This window comes from Streptomyces sp. NPDC102279, from assembly GCF_044766365.1.
Taxonomy (GTDB): domain Bacteria; phylum Actinomycetota; class Actinomycetes; order Streptomycetales; family Streptomycetaceae; genus Streptomyces.
In genome coordinates this window covers 263,643-290,356 of record NZ_JBIWLU010000004.1, presented here as the reverse complement: position 1 = coordinate 290,356, position 26,714 = coordinate 263,643, and the positions used below count along the sequence as shown (strand labels likewise).

Here is a 26,714-nt window from a genome sequence, read left to right as displayed (position 1 = left end):
TGCGCCGTACGCGATGGGTACGGCGATGCCCGGGGCTCGTCGCGCGCGCGACGGACGTCACGGAAGGGGTGTGCGTGCCGTCGGGGAGATCCGCCGCACGGGAGGGCGGTGGACGTCGAGCGGGTGAGCCCCGGTGGATCCGGCTGTCTCAGGCGACAGCGGCATCCACGGGCGGTCCCCGGGAGGTGACGGCGTAACAGAGAAGGAAGCGGGCGAGGGAGACCCGGCGCGCGGTGGTGCGGCGCCCGCGTACCGGCGGGCGGCCGCCCGGCACGGGCAGCGCCAGCAGCATCCGCAGCGGGGCGGCCAGTCGGGCTGCGGCGGCCCGCAGGAGACGGAAGACGGCGCGCTCGCCGTACGCCAGCCACAGCCCGCACAGGACCGCGGCGAGGAGGTGGACGGCCGCCATCCCGAGGGCGCTCCCTCCCATGCCGACCATGCTGTGCGCGTGCGGCACACCGCCCGTGCCGTGTGTCATGCGGCCCATGGACCCCATGTCCATGCGGCTCATGTCCATCGACCCCAAGGCCGTACCGACCCCGTCGCCCGGTGCGGATGCCGGGCCGGAGGTCGTCGTGGACGTCGACTGCCCCAGCGCGAACGTCTCGTGGAGCACGGCCTGGGCGGCGACCACGACCGCGACGATCAGCGTGCGCCCGCGCTCACGGCCCGCCAGGAACCAGCCGGCGCCCGCGGTCGCCACGGCGCCGCCCGTCATGGTCCAGCCGGGGACTCCGGAACCGGACATCATCACGTGGCCGAGGGCGGCCAACACCACGCAGGCGGCGGCGAACACACCCGCCCGCAGCGTGCGGCACCACCCTCCGACAGTCATGACGCGCCCATCTTCGCACCCGGGATCCGATCGACATCAGGTGGTACGCGGGTGTGTGCGGGAGCACCTCACGGGTCTGACAGTGGCTCATGTCACAGGAGTTGCCCGGGAACTCGACGGGTGGCCGGGACGACTACGAGAACGAGGCCGTTCCCGGGCGGACCACCACGGCGAACACCTCGATGCTCCCGCCGCGCCGGAAATCGAGGGTGAAGGGGACGAGGTCGCCCGGACGCCATCGGACGGTTGCCGCGGAGAGCGTCAGGTCCACCCCATCGGGCGACATCGCGAGGGCGGTGCCCTCCGGTATCGCGACGGATTCGATGGTCTCCCGGTAGGCCGCGCTCCCACCGGTCATCCGGTGCCGGGAGAGGGTGACACCGCCCGGGGCGTCGGGCGAGCTGATGCTCAGGAGCCGGTCGGCCGAGCCGCCGTCGTTGTCGATGCGGAAGAACGCCGCGGTCTGCGGCACACCGGCCGACGGCAGCAGCAACCGTCCTTCGGTGACGGTGATGTGCGCGGGACTGCCCGCCTCGCCGGTCCGTACCCAGGTCGTCAGGAACGCCAGGGCCATGCTGCACGCGGCGACGGGAACGAGGACCGCGAGGGCGGCATCCGTCAGCCGTCGCCGGTGGCCGCCGAGCGCCGTCACCGCACGCCTCCCCAGGCTCCTCATCGCACACCGGCCCTTACCGGTCGGGTTCCGTGGCCGCGGCGGGCGGCGGCCGGTCCGCGTCGGGCCGGGGTGGGCTGCCAGGCCCGCAGGCGCAGGCTGTTGCCCACCACCAGGACCGAGCCGGCGGACATCGCGGCGGCCGCGACCATGGGGTTGAGCAGCCCGACCATGGCGAGCGGCACGGTGACGACGTTGTATCCGAAGGCCCACACCAGGTTGGCGCGGATCGTCCCCAGCGTGCGCCGGGCGAGGAGCACCGCGTCGCCGAGGGCCTCGATGTCCCCGCGGACGAGTGTCAGGTCGGCGGCGCCGATCGCGACGTCCGTCCCGCCGCCCATGGCGATGCCGAGGTCGGCGCCCGCGAGCGCGGCGGCGTCGTTCACACCGTCACCGACGACCGCGACCCGTGCGCCCTCCTCCCTCAACCGGCGGACCAACGCGGCCTTGTCCTCCGGGGAACAGCGGGCGTGCACCTCGTCGATGCCCAGCGCCCCGGCCACGGCCCGTGCGGGCGCCTCGCGGTCGCCGGTGGCGAGGACCGGGCGGATCCCGAGCCGCCGCAGCCGGTCGACGGCCCGGTAGCTGCCGGGCCGTACGACGTCCCCGACCGCGATCAGCGCCTCGGCCCGGCCGTCCACCAGCACCAGGACAGGCGAGTGGGCGGCGGTCTCCGCGGCCAAGAGGGCGTCCGCGAGAACCTGTGGCAGTTCACCCTCCGGCACCCGCACCTGGACCGTACGGCCCTCCACCCGGCCCCGTACCCCGTGCCCCGGAGTCGCGGCGAAGTCCTCGACCGCCGGAAGAGTCGCGCCGTCGGCCGAGCGACGGGCGTACGCGGTGACGGCCCGCCCCAGCGGATGCTCCGAGCCCTGTTCCACCGCCCCCGCCAGCCGGAGCGCGGCCTCCTGTCCGATGCCGCCGGACGCCGCGGTCACCCGGGCGACGGTCATGTGACCGGACGTCAGGGTGCCGGTCTTGTCGAGGACGACCGTGTCCACGTGCTGGAGCGCTTCCAGTGTCTGCGGTCCGCTCACCAGCACGCCCAGTTGGGCCCCTCTGCCGGTCGCGGCCATCAGGGCCGTCGGGGTGGCCAGGCCCAGCGCGCAGGGGCAGGCGACGACGAGCACCGCGACGCAAGCCGTGATCGCCGCCTGTGGGTCGGCCCCGGCGCCGAGCCAGAAGCCGAGGACGCTCACCGCGATGGTCAGGACGACCGGCACGAACACGCCGGCCACCGCGTCGGCGAGCCGCTGCGCCCGGGCCTTGCCCGCCTGCGCGTCCGTCACCAGCCGGGTGATGCGGGCGAGCCGGGTGTCCGCGCCCACGGCGGTGGCCCGTACGAGGAGCAGGCCGCCGGCGTTGACGGCCCCGCCCATCAGGGCCGAACCGGGGTTCACCTCGACCGGCTCGCTCTCCCCCGTCACCAGCGACAGGTCCAGGGCGGAACTGCCCTCCGTCACCAGGCCGTCGGTGGCGACCCGCTCGCCGGGACGCACGACGAACACCTGGCCCACCCGCAGCGCCTCGACGGGGATCGAGCGCTCGCCGTTCGCGTCGCGCACCGACACCTCCTTGGCGGCCAGTTCGGCCAGGGACCGCAGGGCCGCCCCGGTGCCGCGGCGAGCGCGTGCTTCCAGGAACCGTCCGGTCAGCACGAACAGCGGGACACTCACCGCCGCTTCCAGGTAGACGTGCGCCGTCCCGTCCGACGCGGAGGGCAGCAGGCTGAACGGCATCCGCATGCCGGGGTCGCCCGCTCCCCCCAGGAACAGGGCGTAGGCCGACCACGAGAAGGAGGCGACCACCCCGAGCGAGACCAGGGTGTCCATGGTGGCCGCGGAGTGCCGCAGCCCCCGTACCGCCCGTTCGTGGAAGGGCCAGGCGCTCCACACGGCGACCGGGACGGTCAGCGCGAAGCACAGCCACTGCCAGTCGCGGAACTGCAGGGCCGGCACCATGGACAGGACGAGAACCGGGAGAGCCAGCAGGGCGGTGATCAGCAGCCGTTCGCGCTCCCGCCGGGACGTGGCCTCCGCGGTGTCGGTGCCGTCGGCATCCGCCGGTTCGTCCGCTCGTGCGGGAGGCGTGGGCAAGGCGCCCTGGTAGCCGGCCTGTTCGACCGCGGTGACGAGGTCCTGTGGTGTCACGTCGTCGGGGTGGCTGACGCGGGCGAGGCCGGTGGCCAGGTTGACGGTCGCGGTGACGCCGTCCAGCTTGGCGAGCTTCTTCTCCACGCGGCGGACGCAGGCCGCGCAGGTCATCCCGCCGACGGTGAGGTCGGTGACCGTCAGGCGGGTCGTGGGTCCGGCCGCCATCACCCACCGTGCCCGTGGGTCGTACCCGGCATGTTCTCCATGCCGCCGTCTCCGTCGTCTCCACTACCGCCGGTCCCGTCACCGGTCCTCGTGCCGTGTATGCCGGGCGCGACCGGGCCCGCGGCCGACCCCACGGCGTACGACGCCCAGAACGCCAGGGCGAGCAGCAGCAGGAACCCGCACAGCGCGGGCGGGATCATGCCGTTGCGCGGCATCGCTCCCGCGGCGCCGGACGGCTGTCGGGACTCGGCCATGGTCGGCCTTCCTCGTTGTCTCGAACTCTTGTGCGGCAAGCGGTGGTTGAAGCGCCGCGCCGGTTGAGAAGTCGGACGGAAGAGGCGCCGAGTTCCGACGACGAATTATGACGTGCGCCACACGCGTCACGCGCGTCCCACTCGCCCGGCGCCGAGCGGCGCGAAGCGATCGCGCGTCCGGGGGGCGCACGTCGGCCGCGGCCGGTGGACACGGCCGACCGCTCGGGGCAGGGCCCCCGGCCGGACCCCCGGCGGCGTCCCCCGGTCGCGTCAACGACGCCTGGCCCCAGGCTGGTTCAGAGCAACAGGACGAACATCGCCGCCATCCCGAGCGCCATGGCCGCGTGACACGCCGGGCCCAGCGCCGCTTCGCCGCCGCCCGGCACCGGGCCGGCCGCGGTCGCGGGCACGGCCCGGGCACGGTCGAAGGCCTGCGTCAGCCACCACAGCGCGAACCCCAGCGACGCGAGGGCCAGAAGTCCTGCCGCCGCCTTCGGACCGGTTGCGGTGAGCGTCATGGTGGCCGCCCCCGCGCCCCCCGACATGTCCATTCCCGGCATGCCCTGCATGGCGCCGCCGCCCCCGGTTCCGTCGCCCGTTCCTCCGGAGTCCATGAGCGTCACCATCCAGGCCATGGCCCCCATCAGGACCGCTTGGGCCAGCGCGCCGGGCAGTGCCGTGAATCGCGTTCCATCGCCGCCACGGAACGGCGCGGCGCAGATGAACCACAGCGCGCCGGCCACGAACACCACGGCCTGCGGTCCCGCCGCGAAGGCCATGCCCCACGGCCAGACCATCGCGATCATCGCGAGGCCCATGGCGGTGTGGAGCGCGTGGTCCACCCGATCGGCCCTGCCGGTGGCGGGCATGACGGCGCGCCAGAACCCGTGAGCCGTCGTCAGGGCGAACACCAGGGTGAGGGTCCAGCGCAGTCCGCTCGCTGCGATCACGAGTCCACTCCTGACCGCCGTACGGCGTCGGTGTTCTGTTCCGGTGCCCGTTCGCTCGTCACGGTCGGCCCCCCGAAGGCCGCGTCACGCGGCGGCGTCGCACGACTCCGGTGGCGAGGTCGACGACGAGGAACGCGGCCAGCGGGACACCGAACAGGGGCAGTGCCCAGCCGAGCGCCACGACGGCGACGACACCGACGGCGAGGCCCGCCGACGGCACGCCGCGCCAGGCACCGCGGGCAGGCGGCGCGCCGAAGGGAGCACGGCGGTCGGCGCGGGTGGGACGGCGCTGCCACCACATGCGGTATCCCCAGAGGATCACGCAGATCAGGCCCACGGCCAGGACGGCCAGCAGCACCTGGTTGGCGAGGCCGAACAGGGTCCCCATGTGGACGTTGATGCCCCAGCGCGTCAGCTTGGACGGCAACGGCCAGTCGGCGAAGTCCACCCGGTCCACGACCTGGTCGGTGGAGGCGTCGACCGCGAGGCTGTCACGACCGACCGGCCACAGGTTGCGGGTCTGCGAAACGGTCCATGCCGTGGCGCCGTCCTGCGGTACGGCGATCTCCACCGGACCGTCCAGGCCCGCGGCCCGGGCCGCGGCGAGGACTCCGTCGATGGCCGCGGGATCGACATCGTTGGTCTCGTGGGGGTCCTTCCCACCAGCGTCGTGGTCGTGGCCGACCGTCGCACCCGCCGACGAGCCGGACAGGGTGGTGGACACCCCGGGGGTATCGGACCGCAGTGCGTCCAGCGCCTCGGAGAAGTGCTCGCCGGCGAAGCGCGACCAGGTCAGGCCGGTCGCGGAGAGGGCCAGCAGACCGACCGCGAGCCACACACCCGTCACGGCGTGCAGGCTTCTGGTGCGCCGTACCCCCTGCTTCGCCGCCCGGTCCGGCAGCAGCAGTCGCCGTGCCGTCCGGGTTCCACGGTGCCGGCGCCACCACAGGACCAGCCCGCCGAGGACCAGGATCCACAGCCAACTGGCGGCGAACTCCGAGTAGTACCGGCCGACCGTGCCCAGGTGCAGGTTCCGGTGGAGGTCGTCCAGCCACGTCGTCAGCGGAGTGCTGCCGTACCAGGTGGTCAGCTGCCCCGTCACCTCGTCCGTGTACGGGTCGACGTAGACCGTGTGCGCCTTCTCGCCCAGCCCGGGCAGCGCGAAGTCCACCTGCGTGGTCGCCTCGCCCCCTCCAGGGCGGACGGCGACCAGCGTGCCGGTCGGGTGCTCGGCCCGTGCGGCGGCCACCTGTCCGGCCGGCGGCATGACCCTGTCGCCGGTGTGGGCGACGCTCAACTCCTTGTCGTGGACGAACGCGTCGAGCTGTGGCGTGAAGGTGTAGAGGAGGCCGGTCACCGCGGCGACGAGCAGGAACGGCGCCACGAGGACGCCGGCATAGAAGTGGAGCCGCACCAGCAGCGCGCCGAGACCCGTCCGACGCCCCGCCGGTGCGGGCGGTCGGACCCCGGCCTCAGGTCTCTCGGTGCCCGCGTCGGGCAGATCGGGTATCTCGGAGCTGACGGACATGGTCGGACCTCGCTCTGTCGGCGGCGCACAAGGCGCCGTCAGGGTGCAGGGCAGGGCGACGTCCGCCGGAGACCCGCCGCGACACCGCCCTGCACCGGCCGCACTTCGGCCGCTGCCCTCAGACAGTCGTACGGGGACACGGGCGAGTTCCCGGGCCGGTCCACGTTCCTTTCCGGCGTCCCACCGACGCGTGGTGCCCCGTACGCGTGCGTACGGGGCACCAGAGGCGGGCGGAACATCGGGGCCGTTCGGCGAGGGGGCTCGATCGGCGGGTCAGCTGCCGAGAGTGCCCTGGCGGGCATCGCTCCACAGGTCGACGCTGAAGCTGCCGGCGGTCAGCTCGTCGATCTCGCGCAGCTCCTCCTCGGAGAAGTCGAGGTTGTCGAGCGCAGCGACGTTCTGCTCCAACTGTTCGGTACGGGAGGCGCCGATCACGAGGGAGGTGACCCGCTCGTCGCGCAGCGCCCAGGCGAGTGCCATCTGGGCAAGGCTCTGGCCGCGCCGGCCGGCGATGTCGTTGAGGGCCCGCAGGCGGCGCAGGGTCTCCTCGGAGAGCCACCCCGTGTCGAAGGACTTGTCCTGGGCGGCCCGCGAGTCCTTCGGGACACCGTCGAGGTAGCGGCCGGTGAGGAGCCCCTGCGCGAGGGCGGTGAAGCCGATGACGCCGAAGCCCTCGTCGTCGGCGGCGTCGAGGAGGCCGTCGGTCTCCACCCACCGGTTGAGCATGTTGTACGAGGGCTGGTGGATCAGCAGGGGCGTGCCCAGTTCACGCAGGATGGCCGCCGCCTGGCGGCTGCGCTCCGTGTCGTAGGAGGAGATGCCGACGTAGAGAGCCTTGCCCTGGCGGACCGCGGTGTCCAGGGCCGTCATTGTCTCCTCCAGCGGCGTGGTGGGGTCCAGCCGGTGCGAGTAGAAGATGTCGACGTAGTCCAGGCCCATTCGGCTGAGGGACTGGTCCAGCGAGGCGAGCATGTACTTGCGGGAGCCGCCGCCCTGGCCGTACGGGCCGGGCCACATGTCCCAGCCCGCCTTCGTGGAGACGACCAGCTCGTCGCGGTACGGCTTCAGGTCCTGTCGCATCAGCCGGCCGAAGTTGATCTCCGCCGAGCCGTACGGCGGGCCGTAGTTGTTCGCCAGGTCGTGGTGCGTGATCCCGAGGTCGAACGCCCGCAGGGCGATCTCCCGCTGCGACTCGAACGACTTGTCGTCACCGAAGTTGTGCCAGTACCCGAGGGACAGGAGCGGCAGGTCGAGTCCGGAGCGGCCGGTGCGCCGGTAGCGCATGGCGCCGTCGTAGCGCTTGGGATCAGGGACGTGGCTCATGGTGTGTTCTCCGCCGGCGACAGGTATCGGCCCTTTTCGCTGATCGAAAGGGGTACGAGTCAACTCTGCGCCGCCTCCGTGGCGAAGTCCAACCGCTGGGTCCGCTGCGATTCAGCGGCGCGGTGCATGAATCGCGACGCCCGCCTCCCGGGCGGGAAATGGGTCGCGCCTCCGTGCCCGGAGCCGTTAGGTTCCGCCCTGCCCGGTGTGGGGCACGACACGCGACCGCGGAAGGGGCCGGACATGGGGACCGAGGGCACGCGCACGGATCGCTTGGGCCTGTTGCTGGAACAGTTCGACAAGGCGAGAGAGGCGGCCCAGGTACGGCTCACGGGACTCGGTGACGAGGAGTACCTGTGGGAGCCGGTACCGGGAAGCTGGTCGCTCCGCCCCCGCGCCGAGGCGAAGACGCCCAGGGCGTTCGGGCCGGGCGAGTGGGTGATGGACCTGGGCGCCGCGGACATCCCGGCGAGCGAGTACGCCGAGGTCGCGCGGCAGGCCGCGGACGGCATGACGGTCGACAAGATCGCCGAGGACTGGAGTGTGAGCGTCGAGCGGGTGCGGGAGGTCCTCGCGCACACCGGTGAGCCGGAGCCCGACGAGACACCGGTCACGACCATCGCGTGGCGCATCGCCCACCTGCACTTCCACTTCCGGGGCGGGTGGGAGTGGACCTTCGGCGAACAGCGCCGGGAGCCGAAGCTGCTGGTCGACTTCACGCCCTCGGCAGACCTGGCGCTCGAACGGTTCTGGGCCCTGATCGACCGTTGGCGCGACAGCGTCGGCACCGTCACCGAGGAGCAGCTCGACACGGTCGGCTTCTCGCAGTACCCGTACGGCTCCGACCCCGACGACCCGTACGTCTCCGTCCTGGCCGGGGCCAACCTCGAATTCATCCACCACATGGCCGAGATCGCACTGCTCCGCGACCTGTGGAGGGCCCGCTCGACGACCACCGGGTAGGCCCCGCCCGAGTTGCGCTCCCGGCGGCTCCGTGCCCTGCGTCACCCGTCCGGCGGTGCTGGGCGCGGGCGTCCGCCTGGAATCCATCCAGCATGCAGCTCTCCTCACACGCGACACCGGCCCCGGTCCCGACAGATCCCCCGAGCGGCGCTCCGGCGCCCCCCGACGGGCGCCCCGAACAGGGACGCCGCCCGGGGCTCGAGGCACGGATGGAGGCGGCCAAGCGGCACATGGACGCCCGGCTCACGGTGGCGGCGCTGGCCTACGAGGTCAACACCGCTCACATCGACACGATGCCGGTCGACTGGTCCCGGATCCCGACCGCGCCCGCTCCCGCTCCCATCCCGCCGACCCGACCCCCTTGTCCGTACACGACGCCGGTCGCGGGACTTCTGCACCGAGCCTCCCTGCGACTGCGGGAGGCGGGTTGGTGCGCGGGAGCGCTGGTCGACGAGGACGGGGCCCTGTGCTCACAGGGCGCGATCCGCAGGGAGTCCGGCGGCGACCGCCGTCTGGAGGCGCAGGCCATGGAGGTGCTCCTGGAGGCGATCCGCCGGAAGTTCGGCCCGTCGGTGGAGTCGGTGCCCACCTTCAACGACGCCTGGGCCGACGGCCGTGAACCGACACGCATGATGGAGCAGGCGAGTGTTCTGGCGGACGCGCGGGGCATCTGAACGGGCCTGGTGGACACGGGCGTTCACCACCGACCGGACCTCAACCGGCACCGGCACCGGCAGAGCCGGTCACATCCGTTCGCCGGTCCCGGCGTCACCGGGCCGGTGCCGCCGACATCTCTGGCCTGATTGATCGTTGCGGAGGTCGCCGCCGTGAAACGAGACTGCTGTGCGTACAGCTGCACAGCGGACGGGGCACTCGGTGAAGCGGATCCATTTCACTGCCGGGGATCTCATGCGAACCCGCGTGGCCCCCACCATCGGTGTGGCGGCGGAGACGTTCGACAGCGTGCGGATGCTGATGGACCGCGGCGGCGGTCTCGCCTTCCGGCGCTGGCAGGTGGCGGTCCGCGGCCGAGTGCGCGAACAGGCTCTCCCGCTGGCCGCATTGATGCCGTCCCGAGGGCCGCTTGTCGACGTGGTGAGCCTGGCGGGCCGTTCGGCGTCCATCGACGAGGCGGTGGAGCATCTCCTCGGAGCACCGCGCGACCTGGTGCGCATCGAGCTCCAGAACATCGACTTCCATCCCGCGTACCGGTCCTTCGCGCGGAACCTGGTGGACGGCGACCGTGAGGCCCGCCTCCAGGTCGCGTCGGCCCTGCGGGCCTGTCACGGCCTGACCGTCGCGCCGTACTGGGCCAAGGTGCGCGCCCATCTCGCGGAGGCCCGTGCCGCGTACGTGAGTTCCCTGGCCGAGGGGGGTGTCGACCTTCTCCTCGCGTCGCTCTGCGGGCCCCTTGTCCGCTGGCGGCCACCGGTGCTCGAGATACGGCATCCACGGGACGAGGACGTGCACTTGGGCGGGCGGGGTCTCGTCATCGCACCGACCCTGTTCTCCTCGCAGGAGATCGAACTCCTCCAGGCACCACTGGACCCGGACCAGCCACCCGTACTGGCCATCCCGAGCGTGCGTGACACGCTCGACGGCACGACCTTGTGGGACGGGATCGGCACACCCGGCGCCGACCCGCTCGACGATCTGCTGGGACGCACCCGGGCGGCGGTCCTGCGCGCCACCGTCGGAGGCCGCGGAACGACGGATCTGGCCCGCGCTCTGAAGATCTCGCCGGCGACAGCGAGCCACCACACCTCCGTCCTGCGCAAGGCGGACCTGATCACCAGCCGGCGCGACGGGAAGACGGTCGTCCACACGGTCACCCCGCTGGGCCTGGCACTGCTGGACCCGGGATCGCGGCTGATCTGAGGGGAGTTGAGGCGCCCGGACCGCGCGGAGCCGAGAACTCGGTCACCCCGTCCCGACTGCCGACGCCGTCCGTGGGCACTTGTGCTTCTCGAAGCACAGGCCGACCGGGTACGCGCGGAACGGTGATCGACGAAGTCGAGGTGCCCGGACGGCTGATGGAAGCGAAGGGACCTGTCTTCATGGCGAGAGGCGATGCGATGGTCGAGGCAGTGCGTGACGTGATGACCGGTCCCCCGCGGTCGGTCTCGCCCCGGACTCCCGTCACCGAGGTCGCCCGGTACATTCGCGACGAGGACATCGGCGCCGTGCTGGTCACCGAGCGCGGGCGACTCCGCGGCGTCGTCACCGACCGGGATCTGGTGGTCCGCGTGATGTGCCAGGGTGGCGACATCGACCAGGTGACGGCCGAACAGGCCTGTAGCGACGTACTGGTGACCGTCTCCCCCGACGACGATCTCGACCGGGCGATCGGCCTCATGCGTCAACGGGCCGTCCGGCGCATCCCCGTCGTCGACGACGGCCACCCGGTCGGCATCGTCACCCTCGGGGACATCGCCGTCGAGAACGAGCCCGACTCCGTCCTCTCCGCGATCACCAACGCCGCGCCCAACGAATGACGGACAGGGGCGCCGGTGCGCGTACGCGGGCCCCCGGAGGCCTTCTCAGCCGTTGAGGTCGCCGACGGTGCGTGTCCTCAGGTCCTCGTCCGTGACCCGGCGGAGCACCCGGCACGGGGTTCCGACCGCGACGCTCATGGGCGGAACGTCGCGGCTGACGACACTGCCGGCACCGATGACCGATCCGTAGCCGATGCGGACGCCGGGCAGGACGACCGCGTTGCTGCCGATCCAGACCTTGTCCTCGATCACGATCGGCTCCGAGAACCGGGCGAAGTCCACGCGTCGCGCGGGATGTACGGGGTGTCCGGTCGTGGTCAGGGTGACGCTGGGCGCGATCATGACGCCGTCGCCGATGCGGATGTCCACGTCGTCGACGAACGTCAGGTTCACGTTGCCGAAGAAGTCGTCGCCGATATGGACGTTGCTTCCGAACCCCGCGTGAAAGGGCGGCAGCAGGACCGTGCGCTCTCCCACGGAACCCAGGACGGAGAGGAGCAGGGCGCGCCGCCTCTCGGGCTCGCTCGGCGGCGTGTGGTTGTACGCGAAGATCTCGTCGGTGCGGCGCCGGGAGTTCTGGAACGCCGCTTCGGACTCCATGTAGACGAGGCCCTTGGCTATCCGGGCGAGGACCTCCTCCTGGCCCGCCTGCGATCCGGCGGAACTGTCCATCGGTCCGACCTCCCCAGCGTGGGCACAGCGCGTTCCTCGTCAACTCCGGCTCAGAGACTACGTGTTGGACGGAGCCGGACGCATCGGCGTTACGGACGACTGCCGGGCCGGTTCACCCCGCAGCCCCCTGCGCCGCATCCGTCGGTCACCAAACCTCCACGGAATGGATCCAGTGATCACGGCGACTCCGGGGCACCCGCCGATCGACGTCGACCGAAGGGGGAATGGTGGTGACAGTGGTCGCTCTCCTGTTGCTGCCGGCCCAGGGAGCTCTGCTCTACGCGATGGACCGCCTCGAAGACCGGGTACTCAACGACGCGCCGACCCACTCGGCACGGCACGCGCGCTTCCGACATCTCCGCCTGATCAAGGGCGCCAAGGCGGACGCCGCCGCGCCCGAGCCGACGAGTCGGGGCGAGCGGCAAGTCGACGCAGCCTGACACCCGCCGGGCAGGCGGACATCAGACTGCGCGTCCCACGTCACGCCCCGCCGGGGTCCGTCACGCCTGCGGGCAGGTGCGCCGGGCCGGTGTGCGCTGCGAGCGGAGCCACTGGGCGATCAGGGCGAGGGCGGCCAGGAAGGCGACCGTCGCCGCGTAGACGACGGAGGTCTCGTGCAGCCCGGTGTGGGTGACGGCGATGCCGGCGACCACGGCGGGCACGCTGAAGGACACGTAGGAGATCACGAAGGCGACGGAGAGCAGTTCGCCGCGTTCGGCCGGAGCGGCTATCCGGGCCAGGGTGCCGAAGCTGGCGAGGGCCGAGGCGCCGAAGCCGACGCCCGCGATGACGGTGCCCAGCGCCGCCAGGGTCAGGGAGTGGTCCTCGACCCCGGACAGGGCGACGGCGGTGCCGGCGAGCAGGAGGCTCGCACCGAGCGCCAGGGTGCGCCCGACGGGCCAGCCGCGCAGTGCCAGTGCGGTCAAGGACGCCGGCACGGTCAGGAGCGTGACGACCAGTCCGCCGACGACGTGGTTGGAGAGTCCGAACAGTCCGGCGGCGACGGACGGCCCCAACGAGAGGTAGAGACCGCCGAGCGCCCAGCTCGCGACGAGGATCGGCACCAGTCCCAGCAGGTCGGCCCGCAGGTGCGTGGCGACCTTGAGGCGCGGCTGCAGCGAGCGTGCGGCACCGGGGCGGCGGAGCGAGGTCTCGGGAAGCGCCAGCAGCAGCGCCCCGGCGACGACCAGGCCTGCCAGCAGCAGCGCGTACACGAGACGGGTCGGGTGCGGCCCGTACTGGACGAGGAATCCGCAGCCCAGGGCGCCCAGCCCGAGCCCGAAGGTGGGGGCGGCGCCGGTGACGACGCCGGCCCGGTGTGGGGCGTGCGCCGGGTTGAGGTCGGCGAGCGCGGCGCCGAGGGCGGTCATGGCGGCGCCGGTCGCGATGCCCTGGACCAGTCGCGCGATCATCAGCGGAATGATGTCGTCCGCGGTGAGGAACAGGACCATCGACACGGCTTCGAGGGCGATGGCGGACAGCAGGACCGGGCGGCGGCCGAGGTGGTCGGAGAGGGCGCCCAGGACGAGGAGGGCCGCGATCATCCCCAGCACGTAGACCGCGAAAACGGTGGTGAGAGTGGTCGCGGAGAAGTGCCATTCCTGCTGGTAGACGACGTAGAGCGGGGACGGCGCACTGGATGCGGCCATGAAGAGGACGAACACCACGGCCAGAGCGACGAAGGCGGCCGGCCGGCCGAGCTCCCGTCGGCCGCGGCCGGGCGGGGCGTCGACGGCGGGCGGGGAGGTCTTGCTCTGGGGCGGGGCGGAACCGGGCATGGCAACTCTCTCCAAACGCAGCGATCAATGCGTTAACGACGCTAGCACTAACGCAGCGATCAGTGCGATAATTCCGTCATGGTTGACGTTTCAGCTCAGGTACGTCCCGGTGGCCGCTCCGCGAAGGTGCGGGCCGCCGTCCACCGCGCTGTCGGGGAACTCCTCGCGGAGGAGCCCACCGAGCCCCTGACGATCCCCGCCGTCGCCACCCGCGCCGGCGTGCACGCCACGACCGTCTACCGGCGCTGGGGTTCGGCCGCGCAGCTGTTGAACGACGTCGCCACCAGCAGGTTCAGCGGTGATGTGGTCGTGCCGGACTCCGGTTCGCTCAACGGCGACCTGGAGCGGTGGATGGAGGACGTGGCGACCGACCTCGCCGACCCGGACACCCTCGCGCTGATGCGCGCCACGATCGGCTCCGGGCCGGAGGGGGGCTGTGCCTGCACGGCGGACCGCCACGAACAGCTCAGCGCCATCATCGAGCGCGAGCGGTCCCGGGGCGGGGACGCGCCGGACGTCGAGAGCGCCGTGGACTCGCTGCTCGGCCCGCTGTACTACCGGGCGATCTTCAGCGCCCGGCCCGCTTCGCCCGACTGGGCACGTCGGCTCGTGGACACGTTCCTCGCGGCGTCCTGACCGGTTCCAGGCCCGCGGATCGAACCGCGCGACCGCTCTCCGGGACGCGCCCCCGCAGGCCGCCGGCCCGTTGTAGCGGGACGTTCTGGTCTTCCCCGGGTTGTCCGGCGAGCCGAGCGTCTACCATTTTGTAGTCGGCACACGGTGCCGCAGGCGATTTCGGGGAAGGACGAAGCGATGACGGACTCCGACGGTGAGCGCAGGCCGGCGGGCGAGCTGGAGGCCAGCGTGCTCGCGGTTCTGTGGACCGCGGGGAAGCCGCTGTCGGCCGCGCAGGTCAGAGCGGCCATACCGCAGCCCCTGGCCCGCACGACCGTGGCCACCCTGCTCGTCCGTCTGCACGAGAAGGGTGCGGTGGGACGCAGCCCCGCCGCACGCGGGTACGCCTACTTCCCCGTCGCCGACTCTCACGGCCTGACCGCCCGGAGGATGCACCGCGAGCTCGACCAGGACGGCGACCGGAGCATGGCGCTGGCCCGCTTCGTCGAGCGCCTCAGCCCCGACGACGAGGCCGAGCTGCGACGCCTCCTGGAAGGGGGCGGGCGATGATCGCTCTCCTGCTCGTTCCGCTCGTTCTGCCCTTCGCGCTCCCCCTGCCGGCCCGCCGCGTGGTCGAACGGGTCCGCCCCGAGACCGCCCTGTGGGTCCTCACCTCCGCGTCCGCGGCGCTGGCCGTGGGGGTCCTGGCGTGCCTGGGCGTCCTGCTGCTTCCCCTGGCCCTCTCCGTCCCCGCGATCGCCGGTCTCGCGCATCTGATCCACCCTCTCGACGCAGGACCCGCGCCTCTGGTCATGGGCGTCTCGGTCCTCGCGGGCGGTGCCCTGGCGGTCATGTGCGTCACCGCCGTGCGCAGGGCCCTTTCGGAGGTACGTCGGCTGCGTGCTGCTCGCCTCGACGTCGCCGGGGTCCCGGAGGCCGGCGGTCTCTGTGTCATCGACGACGCCCGGCCCGACGCCTACGCCCTGCCCGGTGGCCGTCGCCGTGCCGACCGGATCGTGGTCACCACCGGCATGCTGCGCGCGCTGACCCCCGGCGAGCGAGGAGTCCTGCTCGCCCACGAGCGCGCCCACCTCGCCGGACGGCATCACCTCTTCCTCGCCACCGCCCAACTGGCCGGCTGGTGCCATCCGGCGCTCGCGGCCGTCACGCGTCATGTGGCGTTCGCGGCCGAGCGCGCGGCGGACGAGGCCGCGGCGCGCACCGCGGGCGACAGAACGCTGACGGCGCACGCCGTCGGGCACGCGGCGCTGGCCACCACCCGCGCGCGCAGGGTGCTGCCCAGCTTCACCCCGGGCGCCGTCGGCGGACCGATCCCCGCGCGGGTGAAGGCGCTCCTCACGCATGCACCCGCCCGACGCCTGGCCCCCGCCCTGCTGATCGTCGCGACCGTGATCGGCCTGGCCGGCAGCTCCGCCCTGGCCGGGGCCGTCTCGGTGCATCACGGCGTCGAGATCGCCCAGGGCGAGCTTCCGTCGCACTGAAACCGGCGGTCTTGCCGGGGCGGGAACGGCCGTCTAGTCCCCGAAGCCCGGGGACGCCGCCGTCCCCGTAGGACCGACGGGAACGTCGCCGCGCAGGGTGATGCGGTGCATGACGCGGTGCTGGTCGCCGTAGTCGCGGTTGGCGTAGTGGGAGGTGGCGCGGTTGTCCCAGATCGCCACGTCGCCGGGCTGCCAGCGGTGGCGGACGGTGTGCTCGGGCTTGGTGAGGTGGGCGTAGAGGATGTCGAGGATGCCGCGGCTCTCGTGCTCGGAGACCCCGGTGATGTGCGAGGTGAAGCCCGGGTTCACGAACAGGCCCTTGCGGCCGCTCTCCGGATGCACGCGGACCACGGGATGCTCCACCGGGACGAGGTCCGTGAACACCTCTCCATCCCACAGATTTCCGCGGCCCTTCCGCTTCTGGGCGAGGTAGTAGCCGAACTCGCGGCTGCCGTCGTGCACGGCGGTGAGCGGGTCGATCAGTGCGCGCAGTGCGGGCGTCAGCGACTCGTAGGCCAACTGGCTGTCCGCCCATGACGTGTCGCCGCCGCGGGGCGGGAGGACCACGGCGCGCAGGACGGAGACGGCCGGGGGACGGCGTACGAACGTCACGTCGGTGTGCCAGACGTCGGCGAAGCCGTTGTCCTGACTGTCGAGGGAGTACACCTCGTCGGGCACGTCGCCCGAGTCGTGGACCGGGTGGCCGACGGTCGGCTCGCCGAGTCGGCGGCCGAAGTCGATCTGCGCGCGGTCGTCGATGTCCTGGCCGGGGAGGAAGAGCACCTTGTGCGCGACGAGTGCCGCCCGCAGCGCCGCGACCTGGTCGTCGTCCAGTCGGCCGAGGTCGACGTCGTACACCTCGGCGCCGAAGCTCGGCCCGAGCGGGACGACGCGCGGTCCGGCGCTGTCGGACCGGTGCGGTCGGATCGACTCTGCCTCGTGCGTCTGCTCGCTGATGACGGTCATGCCGTCGCTCCTTCCATCGGGTTGGTCTCTCGGACGCTTGCTGAGCACCACCGCGTGGACTCCTGGGAACACGGCATCGTCCGCCGCGTGGGTGTGGCGGACACCGCGACAGGTGCTGGTCGGGACCGCATTCGGAGGGAGGCCTCGCGGGCCGCCGGCGGGTACGCGCGACGGCAGCGGGATCGAGGCTCAGCTCGGTCGGGAGGTCCCGGACGGGGCTGCGGTGCCTCAGACGTGGAGGATCAACAACACGAAACAGAGCGGCGGCACAGGTCGACGACCAGGCGGCGCACCAACGTTTCGTGGATCACGAGGAAAGTTGTACAGCAGCGGGACGGCATCGCACCAGGAGCCGTCCACGCTGTGGAACGGCGGCGTCTTCGATGATCTGCGGAAGGGGACCGCATCCGGACGGGCCGCCCAGGTGACGGGCGGCCCCGCGCGGCGTCAGCGTGGTTCCAGCCGCAGCGTCGAGGTGCGGGCCTGCTCGGTGAGGACGGTCTCGATGATCGTCGAGTAGTGCCCGTACTTGGCACGGTAGGCGGTGTCCACATCGTCGTGCTCGCCGGACCCTGCCTCGACGAAGGTGACGTCCTTCCGGACACCGCCCGCCTCGACGACTCCCTCGTGGCGGGATCGCGTCCCTCGGTACCAGGGGCCCTCGGTGCCCTTGACCGAACGGACGTAGAGCTGGTCGCCGACGCGGACCACCCACATGGTGACGGGGGTGCGCAGCGTGCCGTCGGCGCGTTCGGACCGCAGTTCCAGTTCCTCGGCGGCGCCGATCTTCCCCAGCTCGCTGTCGTTCCAGTTCGTCATATCCGTTCCTTCCCCGTCGTACGCGGGCCCGCGTACCTGCGTCGCGGAAGCCTCGTCGACGGCACCTGTGCCGGGCACCTCTGCCATCAGCCCCACCGTCACCCGTCGGCGTCGGGTCCGCCAGCGGAAATCGAGCGCAGGCCCCCGGCCCGCGGTCTCGCGTCCGCGCGGACCAGGCACTGCCGTACGGGAGCGATCGAGGGGTCAGCCGCGCAGCTTCCTGGGCCGGGCCGCCGCGCGCACACGGGCCCACGCCTCGGGAAGCCGGCGCTCGCGGGACCTGGCCGAGGCCCGCTCCTGGCCGTACAGGAGGCCCCAGGTGAAGCCCGGTTCCCCGGCCGCGTGCGCCGCGACCGCCAGGTCTCGCAGTACGTCGGAGGTCACCACACTGTCGTGCTGGGCACCGCTGACCTGCTGCACGGCCTTGGCACGTTTGCCCAGACGTGCGGCCGGCTTCCCCAGGGCGGCGCGGGCCGCTTCCGCGGCGTAGCGCAGCCGCTTGGCGGCCTTGCGCGCGTCGTGGATCGCGGCGTCCCGCTTGGGGCCGGGCGTCATGTCGAGAGCGGGCTCCATCCGGGCCGCGAGCCGTTCGTACTCCTTCAGGAGCGCCTTGACCAGGACCTTCTCGGGTTCACCGGCCGCCTTGGCGCGCAGTGGCGGGGCGTCCGTCAGTGCCTGCAGGTTGTCCAGGAGGTTCAGGTAGCGGGGCGAGGCGAGCGTGTCGAGGGTCCGGCGACGGGCCTCGGTCCGCTGCGCCGCGTCCCAGGTCCGCAGGCGCGCCTCGACCGCGCCGAGGACGAGCTCGCCGGGCAGTTCGCTCACCCCGGTGGTCAGCCGCTCGCGGAGTACTTCGTGGTCGCGTTCCACACCGAGTTCGTTGGCGAGCCATTTCAGGTCCTGCCGGACGAGGTCGGTGGCCTCGCGGTCGAGGACCGAACGGTAGGAGCGCAGGCAGCCTCGCAAGCGGCGAGCCGTGGTCCGCATCTGGTGCACGGAGTCGGGCAGTTCGCGTCGCACGGCGGGATCCAGGTCCCTGAGGGCGCCGGCCAGGCGGTCCACGTAGGCGAGTACATGGTCACCGGCCGATCCCGGGGTGACGTCGCCGCGCGTGTCCGTCGTGCCGTTCAGGAGGGACGTGGTCTCCCGCAGTCCGCGGGCCACCTTGGACGGGCTCTGCGCCCGGTCGACTCCGTGCTCGCGCAGAGCCTTCTCGACGGTGTCCAGAAGGGCGGGGTCGCCGTCCTCCGCGAGTTCGACCTCCATCTCCTTCCATGTCGCGCGCCCACCGTCGTCGAGCAGGGCCTCGGCGGTCACGTCGTCCACGCTGAGTTCGGCGAGGACCTCGCCGTCGGCGCCGAGCAGGTGGTGCAAGGAGCGGGTCGAACGGATGCGGATCACCGGGCGGAGGGGCGCGCCGCGGGTACGGGAGAACGCGAGGTCGCGCAGTTCCTCGGGGACCTCCTCCGAGGACAGGGGCGCCTGGATCTCCTCGCGGCTGTCGCCCGGCAGCGGCAGCTTCAGATGCCAGCCGGCGTCGGTACCGCCCGTCCTGCGCCGCAGGGACGCGCGGCTACGGGAGAGGCGCAGGTCCTCGGTGTCGTAGTAGACGGCGTCCAGGTCCTGCACCCCCTGGTCCGCGAGCTCGGCGACGGGGCCCACGCCCGCCAGGTCGGGCGGCCAGGACATGCCATCGGCTGGCGGCGCGTACTTGCGTTCTGTCTCGCGGGTCGAATGGGCCATACAGACCGCGTAGACCTATTTGCGGAGATCAAACCCGTACGTGCGTGCGTTTCGCGGCTGCCGCGCACGCGCTGCCGCCTCACCAGGGCGCACCGCGCCCTCGTCCCCCAGCGCCTACCCGATGCCCCCGTTGCTCTGAACGAGCTGGCCGTTGATCCATCCTCCGTCGGCCGAGCAGAGGAACGTCACGAGATGCGCGCAGTCCCGCGGCAGTCCGAGGCGTCCCAGCGGAGTCGCGGCGATGGTGTCCGTCTTCTGGGCGTCGGTCATCCATCCCGTGTCCGTCGGGCCCGGATCGATCGCGTTGCAGGTGACGCCCAGGTGGGCGAGTTCACTGGCGGCGGCCAGGGTGATCCGGTCCATGGCGCCCTTGCTCGCTCCGTACGGCAGGTTGCCGGCGGTGTGGTCGCTGGTCAGGCTGATGATCCGACCGCTCCCGTGCCGTCCCCTGTAGCGAAGCCCGTACTCCCGGATCAGCAGCCACGTGGCCCGCGCGTTGACGGCGAAGTGCCGGTCGAAGCTCTCCACGGTGGTGTCGAGAAGCCCGGAGTCGACGGACTCGCAGTGGCAGAGGATCAGCGCGGTCACGTTCCCGCGCTCGTGCTCGACGGTGTCGAAGAGGTGGGCGGGGACGGCCGGGTCGGACAGGTCCGCCTCGATCGCCAGGGTTCGCGCGCCGAGTGCGGCCGCCTTCTTCTCCAACTCCCCGGGCGCCCCGGCCTCCATGCCCCACTCCATCCGGGCGTCGTACGGAGTCCAGTACGTGAGGGCGACGTCCCAGCCCGCCCGTGCGAGATCGAGGACCACGGAAGCGGCGATGCCCGCGGAACGGCCGGCCCCGGTGACCAGGGCCAGCGGACGCCCGGCCTCTTCGCCGCCCTGGCGACTCCGCTCGTGCGTCACGTCGGTCATGATCTCCATGGTGGCAGGCACGGCTGCGCGGTTCCCCCTGGTTTCTCGAGGAAGACCTGACCTGAGCGAGGCGTCAAGCGAGCGACGAGCCGACCGGGGCGGCGGCCTCAGCCCCTCGGCCTGACCGGTGCGCTGCCGTGTCCGTGGTTCCGGCCGCCGAGTTCCGCGTCGAGGGTCTCCTGGGCCACGCGCATCGCGTCGGCGTAGGCCGGTTCCTTCAGTCGCTTCCACATCTCGTCCTCGGGGACGTCCTCGATGTGGCTGATCACCCACCAGATGTTGCCGAAGGGGTCCTTGACGCGTCCGCCGCGCTGTCCGAAGGCGTCGTCGGACAGGGGCGTGACGACCTCGCCGCCGGCTGCCACGGCCCGTGTCATCGCCGTGTCCGCGTCGGCGACGAAGACGCGCAACAGGCTCGGCAGGGTGGGCCAGTCGGCGTGCCGGTCGAAGGCCAGGACGACGGTGTCCCCGATCCGGATCTCGCCATGGCCGATCAGACCGTCCTCGGTCGTCACCCGGCCGAGCTCCTCGCCCCCGAACGCCCCGGTGACGAAGTCGAGGAACGCACCCGTGTCGTCGGTGACGACCCAGGGTGCCACGGTGGTGTAGCCCGTCGGAGCGGCGCTGCTGTACTCGGACATGACGGTTCGTCTCCCAGCTGTCGGTCACGGCTTCAGCGGGGACGATAGGCGCGGATCAGGTCAGTTCCTGTCCGCCTTGGGGCGCGGGCAGGAACGTCAGTGCCTCCCGGAGGTTGTGCTCGGCGATTCCCCGCATGAAGTCGCGGTCGGGGAAGTCTCCGTCCAGGAGGCACAGGGGCCCGGCGACGAGGGACAGGTGCATCGCCAGGGTGTAGAAGGTCATGCGGTGTTCGTCCAGGTCGCCGCTGCTCAGCCCGACGTAGTGTTCGCCGAGGCGCAGGCGGAGGAACGCGTGTTCCCACTCGACGTCGAAGAACATCAGCCCTTCGATGTCGATCAGAACGGGCTGCCCGTTCCGGTCCACCAACACGTGATCCGGGCCGAGTTCACCGTGGACGAGTCCGTAGCGCGAGCGCGTACGCACCCGCGCCGCCAGCTCGCCGACGACGGAGCGCAGTCGGTCGTGCGACGCCGACAGGCGTGGGTCACGGGCGGCCGCTTCGGTCAGGTCGTCGAGGGCTCGGTCGAGGACGACCTGTTCGCAGGAGGCGCCTTCGGAGGAGCCGCCTCCGTCGATGAGAGCGACCTTCCCGAAGCGCGGCGCGAGATGCTGTCGCATCGCGCTCAGGGCCTCGGCCAGTCGGGCCATCGCCGGAGCTGCCCTGCTCGGGTCCTGCCGGAGCAGGGACTCCAGGTTGTCCCCGGGCACGTCCTCGACCACCGCGACGTCCGCCGGGTAGCGGCTCCCGCTCCGGTCGGCCAGCAGCAACTGAGGTGTCCGGATGTCGAGTTGACGCAGACGCCGGTGGGCGGCCTCGAAGAGGTCGAGGCCGGAGGCGGGCGAGAACGGGTCCGCGTGGCGGTCGGTGTCCGTCTCCGTGGTGGGCCAGTAGTTCTCGGACTCGTCCCAGATGTAGGCGACGGCGGTGGAGTCGTCGTCGAGGACGAGGCGGTACACGCCCTTCTTGCTGCCGCCGCGCAGGCGTGAAACTCCCGTGAGGCGCCGCCCGTTGCCGAAGGCCGCACACGCGACGCCGTCGAGGTCGTCCCGGGTCACAGCTCTGCGTACCGCGTCCATGTCCCGCCTCCCCGCCGCCCGTCGTCGTGGTCCAGGGCGGTCGGGGCAGCCTACCGACGAGGACGTACGTGCGGGCCGACCGCTGGTGTGACGGGAACCGGCGCCACGAACGACCGGATCGTCGCCGCCGCACTGTCGGACCCGTACGCCAGGGCCGAGGCGGGCATGCGGGGACGGGTACCTGGGCCGCGACCGGGCACACTCTCCCCGACAGGGGCACAGGACCGGGCGGGGAGCGGCGGGACATCACCGTGAGGACAGCTCGGTCCACCGGACGCGACACCGCCTCCACGGCGGCCCGGCGGTGCGGTCGCACCCGGGGAATCGGGGCCTTCTCCCTGGAGAGCGGCCGGCCGACGGATCCGCCCGGCGAGCGCTCGGTGGTGGACGCGACCGGCCCAGGACGCGCGTACCCCGATATCGTCCGCGCGTCCCACGTACCGTCAAGCCACCCGCTCAGCCTCGCCGTCCCCCCCGCAAGCACGACCGCAGTGCCACCCGGCCGGAGTCGGCCTTCATCGATGTCACCGTCGGAACAGGAGCACGTCCATGCGTCTCTACGCCCAGACCCCAGCGCGCCGGGGTCGTCAGCTGATCGCGGATCTGATCGCTCTGCTCCTCATCGCGATCACGGTGAAGTTCGCCCTGGTCGTCCGTGACGCGATCCTGACGCTGGCCGAGCCCGGGCGGAAGGCCGAGAGCGCGGGCGACAGTCTTGCCTCCGGTCTCGACGACGCCGGCAACGCGGCCTCGAAGGTCCCGTTCGTCGGGGACTCCTTGAAGAAGCCGCTCAAGTCCGCGGCCGACGCCGGCACCAGCCTCGCCGACGCCGGACAGTCGTTGCAGGACACCGTGGGCCACGTCGCCACCCTCACCACGATCGCCCTGATCGTCCTGCCGACCGCTGTCATCCTGGTGCTGTGGCTCGTTCCGCGGCTGCGGTGGATCCGCCGTACCGCCACCACCCGTCGCCTCCTCGACGCCCCCGGCGGCGCCGATCTTCTCGCGCTGCGCGCGCTCACCGGGCCGCAGCGGCCGCTGTCCGCCATTCCCACTCCGCCGGGCGGCCTGGCCGACGCCTGGCGACGCGGGGATCCGGACGTCATCGCCGACCTGTCGACGCTGACGCTCCGACGCGCGGGCCTTCGGCCCTGACCGGGGGCCCGCGTTCTACCTGTGCCCGGAGGGATGAACTGGGGCAGTGCGGCGACGTGGAAGGCCCCCATCTTGGGCTTCGAGAGGTTGGTGAGCCTCCCCTGCCGTCCGCCGCCGCCGACCGAGTCCTTGCCGGCCGGTGTCCATGGTGGCAGGCGCTAGCCGGCGCGCTTCGAGGTGAACGGGGTGACGGGCCGGTCCAGACGTTCGCCGTCCACGGTGATGTCGACCGCCTCGTTGTAGAAGGCGAGGAGGTCCTTGACGGCGGCCACCGCGGGCAGGGGCTCCGGGTAGCTCCAGACGAGGTTCTCGGGTTCGTCGCCGGCGCCCTGCCACGCCCGGTACGTGGCGGTGCCCTTGTACGGGCATCCCGTGCTCAGGTCGCTGGGCTGGAACAGGTCGAGTCGGACGTCTTCGCGCGGCATGTAGTACCGGGTCGGGAGGCCGGTCTCGAAGAGCAGGACGGGGCGGTGCGTGTCGGCGACGAGGGTGCCGTCGATCTCGACCTGGACATGACGACTGCTGGGGACGGCGTCCACACGCTTGTACGGGTCGCGGGGGTGGATGAAGATCTCTTCCTCCTCCTCGTACCAGTGCTCCAGACCCCGGCCGGCGCGCCGGAACCATTCGAAGGCTATGTGCCCGGCGAGTTCGTCGGCCGGGAACGTCCAAGCCGCGTTCTCCAGCAGGTCGCCGTCCAGCTCGACGTCGTAGAAGATCCGCGATCCGGTGTGGGTGCCCGTGCGGGGGCTCTTCGCCGGGCGGAGGAGGTCCTCCCGGACCTCTCCGCGCGGGAAGGCGTACAGCGGGACCGGCACTCCCGGCTCCCAGACGAGGACGGGGTTCCTGCTGTCCACGACGGTGATCCCGCCGGTGCGGCCTCGCACCCAGCGTTCGCTCGGCGCCCACAGAAGGCCTTCCGGGGTGGTCCTGACGTCACGCGCGGCGGGAATCGTGGACATGCGGGGCTCTCCTTAGGACGGCTCACCGGCTCACTCCCACCCTGCCACGGGTCGAGGTCAGCTTCTCGGCCGCAAGGAGAACGCCCGCACTTGCGGTGCCGACCGAGGCCTGTCACGCGGATCATGTGACCACTAGGCTGCGCCGATGGAACACGTGACCGACGTGCCCGAAAGCCTCCCACGGTCCGCGGATCAGGACCCGGTGAACGACTACGACCGTTTCGCCGAGGCGTACGCGGCGGAGAACGAGAACAGCCTCGTCAACGCCTACTACGAGCGCCCCGCGATGGTGGCCCTCGCCGGAGAGGTGACCGGCCGTCGGATCCTGGACGCCGGCTGCGGCTCGGGCCCGCTGTCCGCCGCGCTCCTCGACCGCGGTGCCGTCGTCACCGGCATCGACGTCAGCGCCGGGATGCTGGAGCTGGCCGGACGGCGGCTCGGTGACGACGTCGACCTGCGCGTCGCCGACCTGAGCGAGCGTCTGCCGTTCGCCGACGGCGCCTTCGACGACGTGGTCGCGTCGCTGGTGCTCCACTACCTGGAGGACTGGGGGCCCGCGCTGGCCGAACTCCGGCGCGTGCTCAGGCCGGGCGGCCGGCTGATCGCGTCGGTGGAGCACCCCTTCGTGGCCTACACGTTCCAGGATCCTCGGCCCGACTACTTCGCGACCACCAGCTACACCTTCACCTGGACGTTCAAGGGACAGTCCATGCCGATGAAGTTCTGGCGCAAACCGCTGCACGCGATGACGGAGGCCTTCACCGCCGCGGGCTTCCGTCTTTCCGCCATCGACGAACCGCGGCCCGACCCGGCCGCCCGCGAGCTGTTCCCCGACGCCTTCCACGACCTCGCGACGAGGACCACCTTCCTGTTCTTCGTCCTGGAGGTCCCCCCGTCGACCGGCGGCTCGGACGACCGGCGGGCGATGGGTGCCCGTCGCTGAGACAGCCGACGAACTCTGCCCGACGCGGCGGATCAGGCCCCCGCCAGCGTCACCGTCCCCGAGGCCACGTCGAGCCCCTCGGCCGTGACGAGGAACCGCGCCCCGTTCTGCTCCGGCGCCACGTCGATCACCGCACCCCGGCACGGCACCGGGCCACGGACCTGGGCGGCGAGCCCGACCACGGCCGAGGCGAGCCGCCCCTGGTACAGCAGGGCCGCCTGTCGGCCTGCTTCGAGCACCGCGTGCAGGGGCAGCTCGCGAGGGTGGCCGGGGAGCAGCACGGGGTGGGTGGGGTCACGGGGAACGATCACCAGGCGTCCCTGCGGCGCTCGCGCCAGGAGAACGTCGGGGTCGGCGGCCGCTCCCACCGCCGCGGCCGCGGGATGCAGCAGGCCGGTGAGCGTGCCCACCCCGGGTTCCGGAGCAGCGTGCGAGGCGGGGGCGAACACCATGGCGCACACGCCGAATCGCGAGCCTGCGTGGAAGTACTCGGCCGTGATCCGGTAGCCGGCCAGTCGGCCGGAGCGCACGGCGACATCGCTCGTCGTGACCCGCACGGCGACGTCGGTGGCGCCGCCCGTCTCGATCGGCCGTGTCTCCGGATCCGTCCCCAGGGCGACCGACGTGGGCCGCAGTGGAGCGGAGTCGGCGACCGGGAGATACCGGTTCTGCGCGAGGGCGGCGAGCTGGCGGGTCGACTCGACCAGGATCAGCGGGTGGTGCGTCACGGCGAGGGCGTGTTCGTTGAGGGGATGCCAGCGCGGCCACTGGCAGACGGCCTGGAACGAACGGCTTCCCGCGCGGCTCAGGGAGACGACCAGCATCGCCGACATGGACGACAGCCCGAGGTCACGCCACGGCGGCGGGGCCTCCGGCGCCCGTACAGGCTCTCCGGCGCCCTCGGTGCGGGGCAGGGCGTACGACGATTGCGCCGCGCCCGCCGCCTCGATCGTCGCGGTGGCCCGCATCAGTGCCTCCTCGATGAGTACGAGGCAGGACGTCGTGGCCGGCGTCCCCGCCCTTCGCGTGGTGGTCCACTGAGCACCTTTTCGGCGGCGGGCGGCCGGCCGGATGCGGGGCGCGCCGACGGGGCGCGGTCGCGGGTGTGGTTCTCCTCCTCCTCAGGAGGGTGCCTGAGGGGTACGCGGAGTCTCGGGCGCCCGCGAGCGCGTCCTCGGATGCCTGACGGACGGCCCCGTGCGCCGGTCCGAGCTCGCGGCCGTTCTGGGCGTCGCGCCCCGGACGACTACCGGGATGGTCGGCGGCCTGGAGCGCGACGGCCGTGGCGACCCCGGCGGGCGCGGCTGGTGCGCCTCACGCCTGCCGGCGAGACCGCCGACGACCGGGCGATGCCTTCTCGCGCACAAGCGATCGAGGAGATCATCGATGACCTGGGCGGCGCCGAACGGTCAGCCCCGGCCCGGATCCTCACGACCGTCGACGACCGCGTCGTCACGATGACCGGGGCACCGCAAGCGCTTCCCGCCCCGGGCCTTCATGGGACGGGCATTCCGATCGGTGCGCCGGACGTCGGCATCGGCTGAGCCCCGGCCGCCGATCGCGGGAGGTCCGGCCGACCGATGGCCGCGGAG

Annotated in this window: 28 protein-coding genes; 11 read left to right on the top strand and 17 right to left on the bottom strand. The window is 72.2% G+C overall.

Going from position 1 to position 26,714, the window contains the following annotated elements; all coding sequences use genetic code 11:
• Window positions 1–148: 148 nt before the first annotated feature.
• The 7 genes from ACIRQH_RS11200 to mgrA form a co-directional block, all read right to left on the bottom strand.
• Window positions 149–835, bottom strand: coding sequence for a hypothetical protein (locus ACIRQH_RS11200; protein ID WP_404225319.1), 687 nt, complete (start codon window positions 833–835; stop codon window positions 149–151).
• A 133-nt stretch (window positions 836–968) separates the two neighbouring features.
• Window positions 969–1,487 (bottom strand): copper chaperone PCu(A)C, encoded by a 519-nt coding sequence (locus ACIRQH_RS11195; protein ID WP_404225317.1) that lies wholly within the window; start codon window positions 1,485–1,487, stop codon window positions 969–971.
• Between the two features lie 20 nt (window positions 1,488–1,507).
• Window positions 1,508–3,826 (bottom strand): heavy metal translocating P-type ATPase, encoded by a 2,319-nt coding sequence (locus ACIRQH_RS11190; protein ID WP_404225315.1) that lies wholly within the window; start codon window positions 3,824–3,826, stop codon window positions 1,508–1,510.
• A complete protein-coding gene (locus tag ACIRQH_RS11185) occupies window positions 3,826–4,080 on the bottom strand; it encodes a hypothetical protein (RefSeq protein ID WP_388932424.1) in 255 nt (84 codons plus the stop codon). The genes ACIRQH_RS11190 and ACIRQH_RS11185 overlap by 1 nt, the downstream gene beginning before the upstream one ends.
• A gap of 296 nt (window positions 4,081–4,376) precedes the next feature.
• Window positions 4,377–5,030, bottom strand: coding sequence for a DUF5134 domain-containing protein (locus ACIRQH_RS11180; RefSeq protein WP_404225313.1), 654 nt, complete (start codon window positions 5,028–5,030; stop codon window positions 4,377–4,379).
• A gap of 58 nt (window positions 5,031–5,088) precedes the next feature.
• Window positions 5,089–6,558: a PepSY-associated TM helix domain-containing protein gene (locus ACIRQH_RS11175; RefSeq protein ID WP_404225310.1), complete on the bottom strand. Its 1,470-nt coding sequence runs from the start codon at window positions 6,556–6,558 to the stop codon at window positions 5,089–5,091.
• 273 nt (window positions 6,559–6,831) lie between these two features.
• Window positions 6,832–7,881 carry an L-glyceraldehyde 3-phosphate reductase gene (gene mgrA, locus ACIRQH_RS11170; protein WP_388873462.1) on the bottom strand — a complete coding sequence of 350 codons (1,050 nt, stop codon included), beginning with the start codon at window positions 7,879–7,881 and terminating at the stop codon, window positions 6,832–6,834.
• Window positions 7,882–8,124: 243 nt separating this feature from the next.
• On the opposite strand from mgrA, the gene ACIRQH_RS11165 reads away from it, so the two are divergent.
• The 4 genes from ACIRQH_RS11165 (at window position 8,125) to ACIRQH_RS11150 (ending at window position 11,339) form a co-directional block, all read left to right on the top strand.
• Window positions 8,125–8,844 carry a DinB family protein gene (locus ACIRQH_RS11165; protein ID WP_388873465.1) on the top strand — a complete coding sequence of 240 codons (720 nt, stop codon included), beginning with the start codon at window positions 8,125–8,127 and terminating at the stop codon, window positions 8,842–8,844.
• Window positions 8,845–8,936: 92 nt separating this feature from the next.
• Window positions 8,937–9,518 (top strand): hypothetical protein, encoded by a 582-nt coding sequence (locus ACIRQH_RS11160; protein WP_388873467.1) that lies wholly within the window; start codon window positions 8,937–8,939, stop codon window positions 9,516–9,518.
• Window positions 9,519–9,753: 235 nt separating this feature from the next.
• Complete coding sequence (locus ACIRQH_RS11155) at window positions 9,754–10,722, top strand: ArsR/SmtB family transcription factor (protein WP_404225308.1); 969 nt, start codon at window positions 9,754–9,756, stop codon at window positions 10,720–10,722.
• A gap of 197 nt (window positions 10,723–10,919) precedes the next feature.
• Window positions 10,920–11,339, top strand: a complete 420-nt coding sequence (locus tag ACIRQH_RS11150) for a CBS domain-containing protein (protein ID WP_404225714.1) — start codon at window positions 10,920–10,922, stop codon at window positions 11,337–11,339.
• A 45-nt stretch (window positions 11,340–11,384) separates the two neighbouring features.
• On the opposite strand, the gene ACIRQH_RS11145 is transcribed toward ACIRQH_RS11150, so the two are convergent.
• A complete protein-coding gene (locus ACIRQH_RS11145; RefSeq protein WP_404225306.1) occupies window positions 11,385–12,011 on the bottom strand; it encodes a sugar O-acetyltransferase in 627 nt (208 codons plus the stop codon).
• A 230-nt stretch (window positions 12,012–12,241) separates the two neighbouring features.
• On the opposite strand from ACIRQH_RS11145, the gene ACIRQH_RS11140 reads away from it, so the two are divergent.
• The gene (locus ACIRQH_RS11140) at window positions 12,242–12,451 is read left to right on the top strand and encodes a hypothetical protein (RefSeq protein ID WP_404225304.1); all 210 of its coding nucleotides are present in this window, start codon (window positions 12,242–12,244) and stop codon (window positions 12,449–12,451) included.
• Between the two features lie 60 nt (window positions 12,452–12,511).
• On the opposite strand, the gene ACIRQH_RS11135 is transcribed toward ACIRQH_RS11140, so the two are convergent.
• Window positions 12,512–13,789 carry an MFS transporter gene (locus ACIRQH_RS11135; protein WP_388873477.1) on the bottom strand — a complete coding sequence of 426 codons (1,278 nt, stop codon included), beginning with the start codon at window positions 13,787–13,789 and terminating at the stop codon, window positions 12,512–12,514.
• A gap of 78 nt (window positions 13,790–13,867) precedes the next feature.
• Between ACIRQH_RS11135 and ACIRQH_RS11130 the strand changes: the two genes are divergently transcribed.
• The 3 genes from ACIRQH_RS11130 (at window position 13,868) to ACIRQH_RS11120 (ending at window position 15,906) form a co-directional block, all read left to right on the top strand.
• Window positions 13,868–14,425, top strand: a complete 558-nt coding sequence (locus ACIRQH_RS11130; protein WP_388873480.1) for a TetR/AcrR family transcriptional regulator — start codon at window positions 13,868–13,870, stop codon at window positions 14,423–14,425.
• Window positions 14,426–14,602: 177 nt separating this feature from the next.
• Window positions 14,603–14,974 carry a BlaI/MecI/CopY family transcriptional regulator gene (locus ACIRQH_RS11125; protein WP_358816042.1) on the top strand — a complete coding sequence of 124 codons (372 nt, stop codon included), beginning with the start codon at window positions 14,603–14,605 and terminating at the stop codon, window positions 14,972–14,974.
• A complete protein-coding gene (locus ACIRQH_RS11120; RefSeq protein WP_388873483.1) occupies window positions 14,971–15,906 on the top strand; it encodes a M48 family metalloprotease in 936 nt (311 codons plus the stop codon). Before ACIRQH_RS11125 ends, ACIRQH_RS11120 begins: the two co-directional genes overlap by 4 nt.
• A gap of 33 nt (window positions 15,907–15,939) precedes the next feature.
• Here the strand turns inward: ACIRQH_RS11120 and ACIRQH_RS11115 are convergent, their stop codons facing one another.
• From ACIRQH_RS11115 to ACIRQH_RS11090, 6 genes are all read right to left on the bottom strand, one after another.
• The gene (locus tag ACIRQH_RS11115; protein ID WP_404225301.1) at window positions 15,940–16,872 is read right to left on the bottom strand and encodes a TauD/TfdA dioxygenase family protein; all 933 of its coding nucleotides are present in this window, start codon (window positions 16,870–16,872) and stop codon (window positions 15,940–15,942) included.
• Between the two features lie 447 nt (window positions 16,873–17,319).
• Entirely contained in the window at window positions 17,320–17,778 is a 459-nt protein-coding gene (locus tag ACIRQH_RS11110) for a DUF2255 family protein (protein ID WP_404225299.1), read from the bottom strand.
• 117 nt (window positions 17,779–17,895) lie between these two features.
• Window positions 17,896–19,431, bottom strand: a complete 1,536-nt coding sequence (locus ACIRQH_RS11105; RefSeq protein ID WP_404225297.1) for a CHAD domain-containing protein — start codon at window positions 19,429–19,431, stop codon at window positions 17,896–17,898.
• 114 nt (window positions 19,432–19,545) lie between these two features.
• On the bottom strand, window positions 19,546–20,352 hold the full coding sequence (locus ACIRQH_RS11100; protein ID WP_388873630.1) for an SDR family oxidoreductase: 807 nt from the start codon (window positions 20,350–20,352) through the stop codon (window positions 19,546–19,548).
• A 98-nt stretch (window positions 20,353–20,450) separates the two neighbouring features.
• Complete coding sequence (locus tag ACIRQH_RS11095; RefSeq protein ID WP_388873495.1) at window positions 20,451–20,984, bottom strand: VOC family protein; 534 nt, start codon at window positions 20,982–20,984, stop codon at window positions 20,451–20,453.
• A gap of 55 nt (window positions 20,985–21,039) precedes the next feature.
• A complete protein-coding gene (locus tag ACIRQH_RS11090) occupies window positions 21,040–22,062 on the bottom strand; it encodes a phosphotransferase family protein (protein ID WP_404225295.1) in 1,023 nt (340 codons plus the stop codon).
• Window positions 22,063–22,611: 549 nt separating this feature from the next.
• Between ACIRQH_RS11090 and ACIRQH_RS11085 the strand changes: the two genes are divergently transcribed.
• On the top strand, window positions 22,612–23,217 hold the full coding sequence (locus ACIRQH_RS11085; RefSeq protein ID WP_358816034.1) for a hypothetical protein: 606 nt from the start codon (window positions 22,612–22,614) through the stop codon (window positions 23,215–23,217).
• Between the two features lie 158 nt (window positions 23,218–23,375).
• Here the strand turns inward: ACIRQH_RS11085 and ACIRQH_RS11080 are convergent, their stop codons facing one another.
• A complete protein-coding gene (locus ACIRQH_RS11080) occupies window positions 23,376–24,179 on the bottom strand; it encodes a DUF427 domain-containing protein (protein ID WP_404225293.1) in 804 nt (267 codons plus the stop codon).
• A 145-nt stretch (window positions 24,180–24,324) separates the two neighbouring features.
• Between ACIRQH_RS11080 and ACIRQH_RS11075 the strand changes: the two genes are divergently transcribed.
• Entirely contained in the window at window positions 24,325–25,122 is a 798-nt protein-coding gene (locus tag ACIRQH_RS11075) for a class I SAM-dependent methyltransferase (RefSeq protein WP_404225292.1), read from the top strand.
• A 32-nt stretch (window positions 25,123–25,154) separates the two neighbouring features.
• Here ACIRQH_RS11075 and ACIRQH_RS11070 read toward each other — a convergent pair whose 3' ends face one another.
• Window positions 25,155–26,090, bottom strand: coding sequence for a hypothetical protein (locus ACIRQH_RS11070; protein WP_404225290.1), 936 nt, complete (start codon window positions 26,088–26,090; stop codon window positions 25,155–25,157).
• Window positions 26,091–26,429: 339 nt separating this feature from the next.
• Between ACIRQH_RS11070 and ACIRQH_RS11065 the strand changes: the two genes are divergently transcribed.
• Window positions 26,430–26,666: a hypothetical protein gene (locus ACIRQH_RS11065; protein WP_404225288.1), complete on the top strand. Its 237-nt coding sequence runs from the start codon at window positions 26,430–26,432 to the stop codon at window positions 26,664–26,666.
• Window positions 26,667–26,714: the final 48 nt, after the last annotated feature.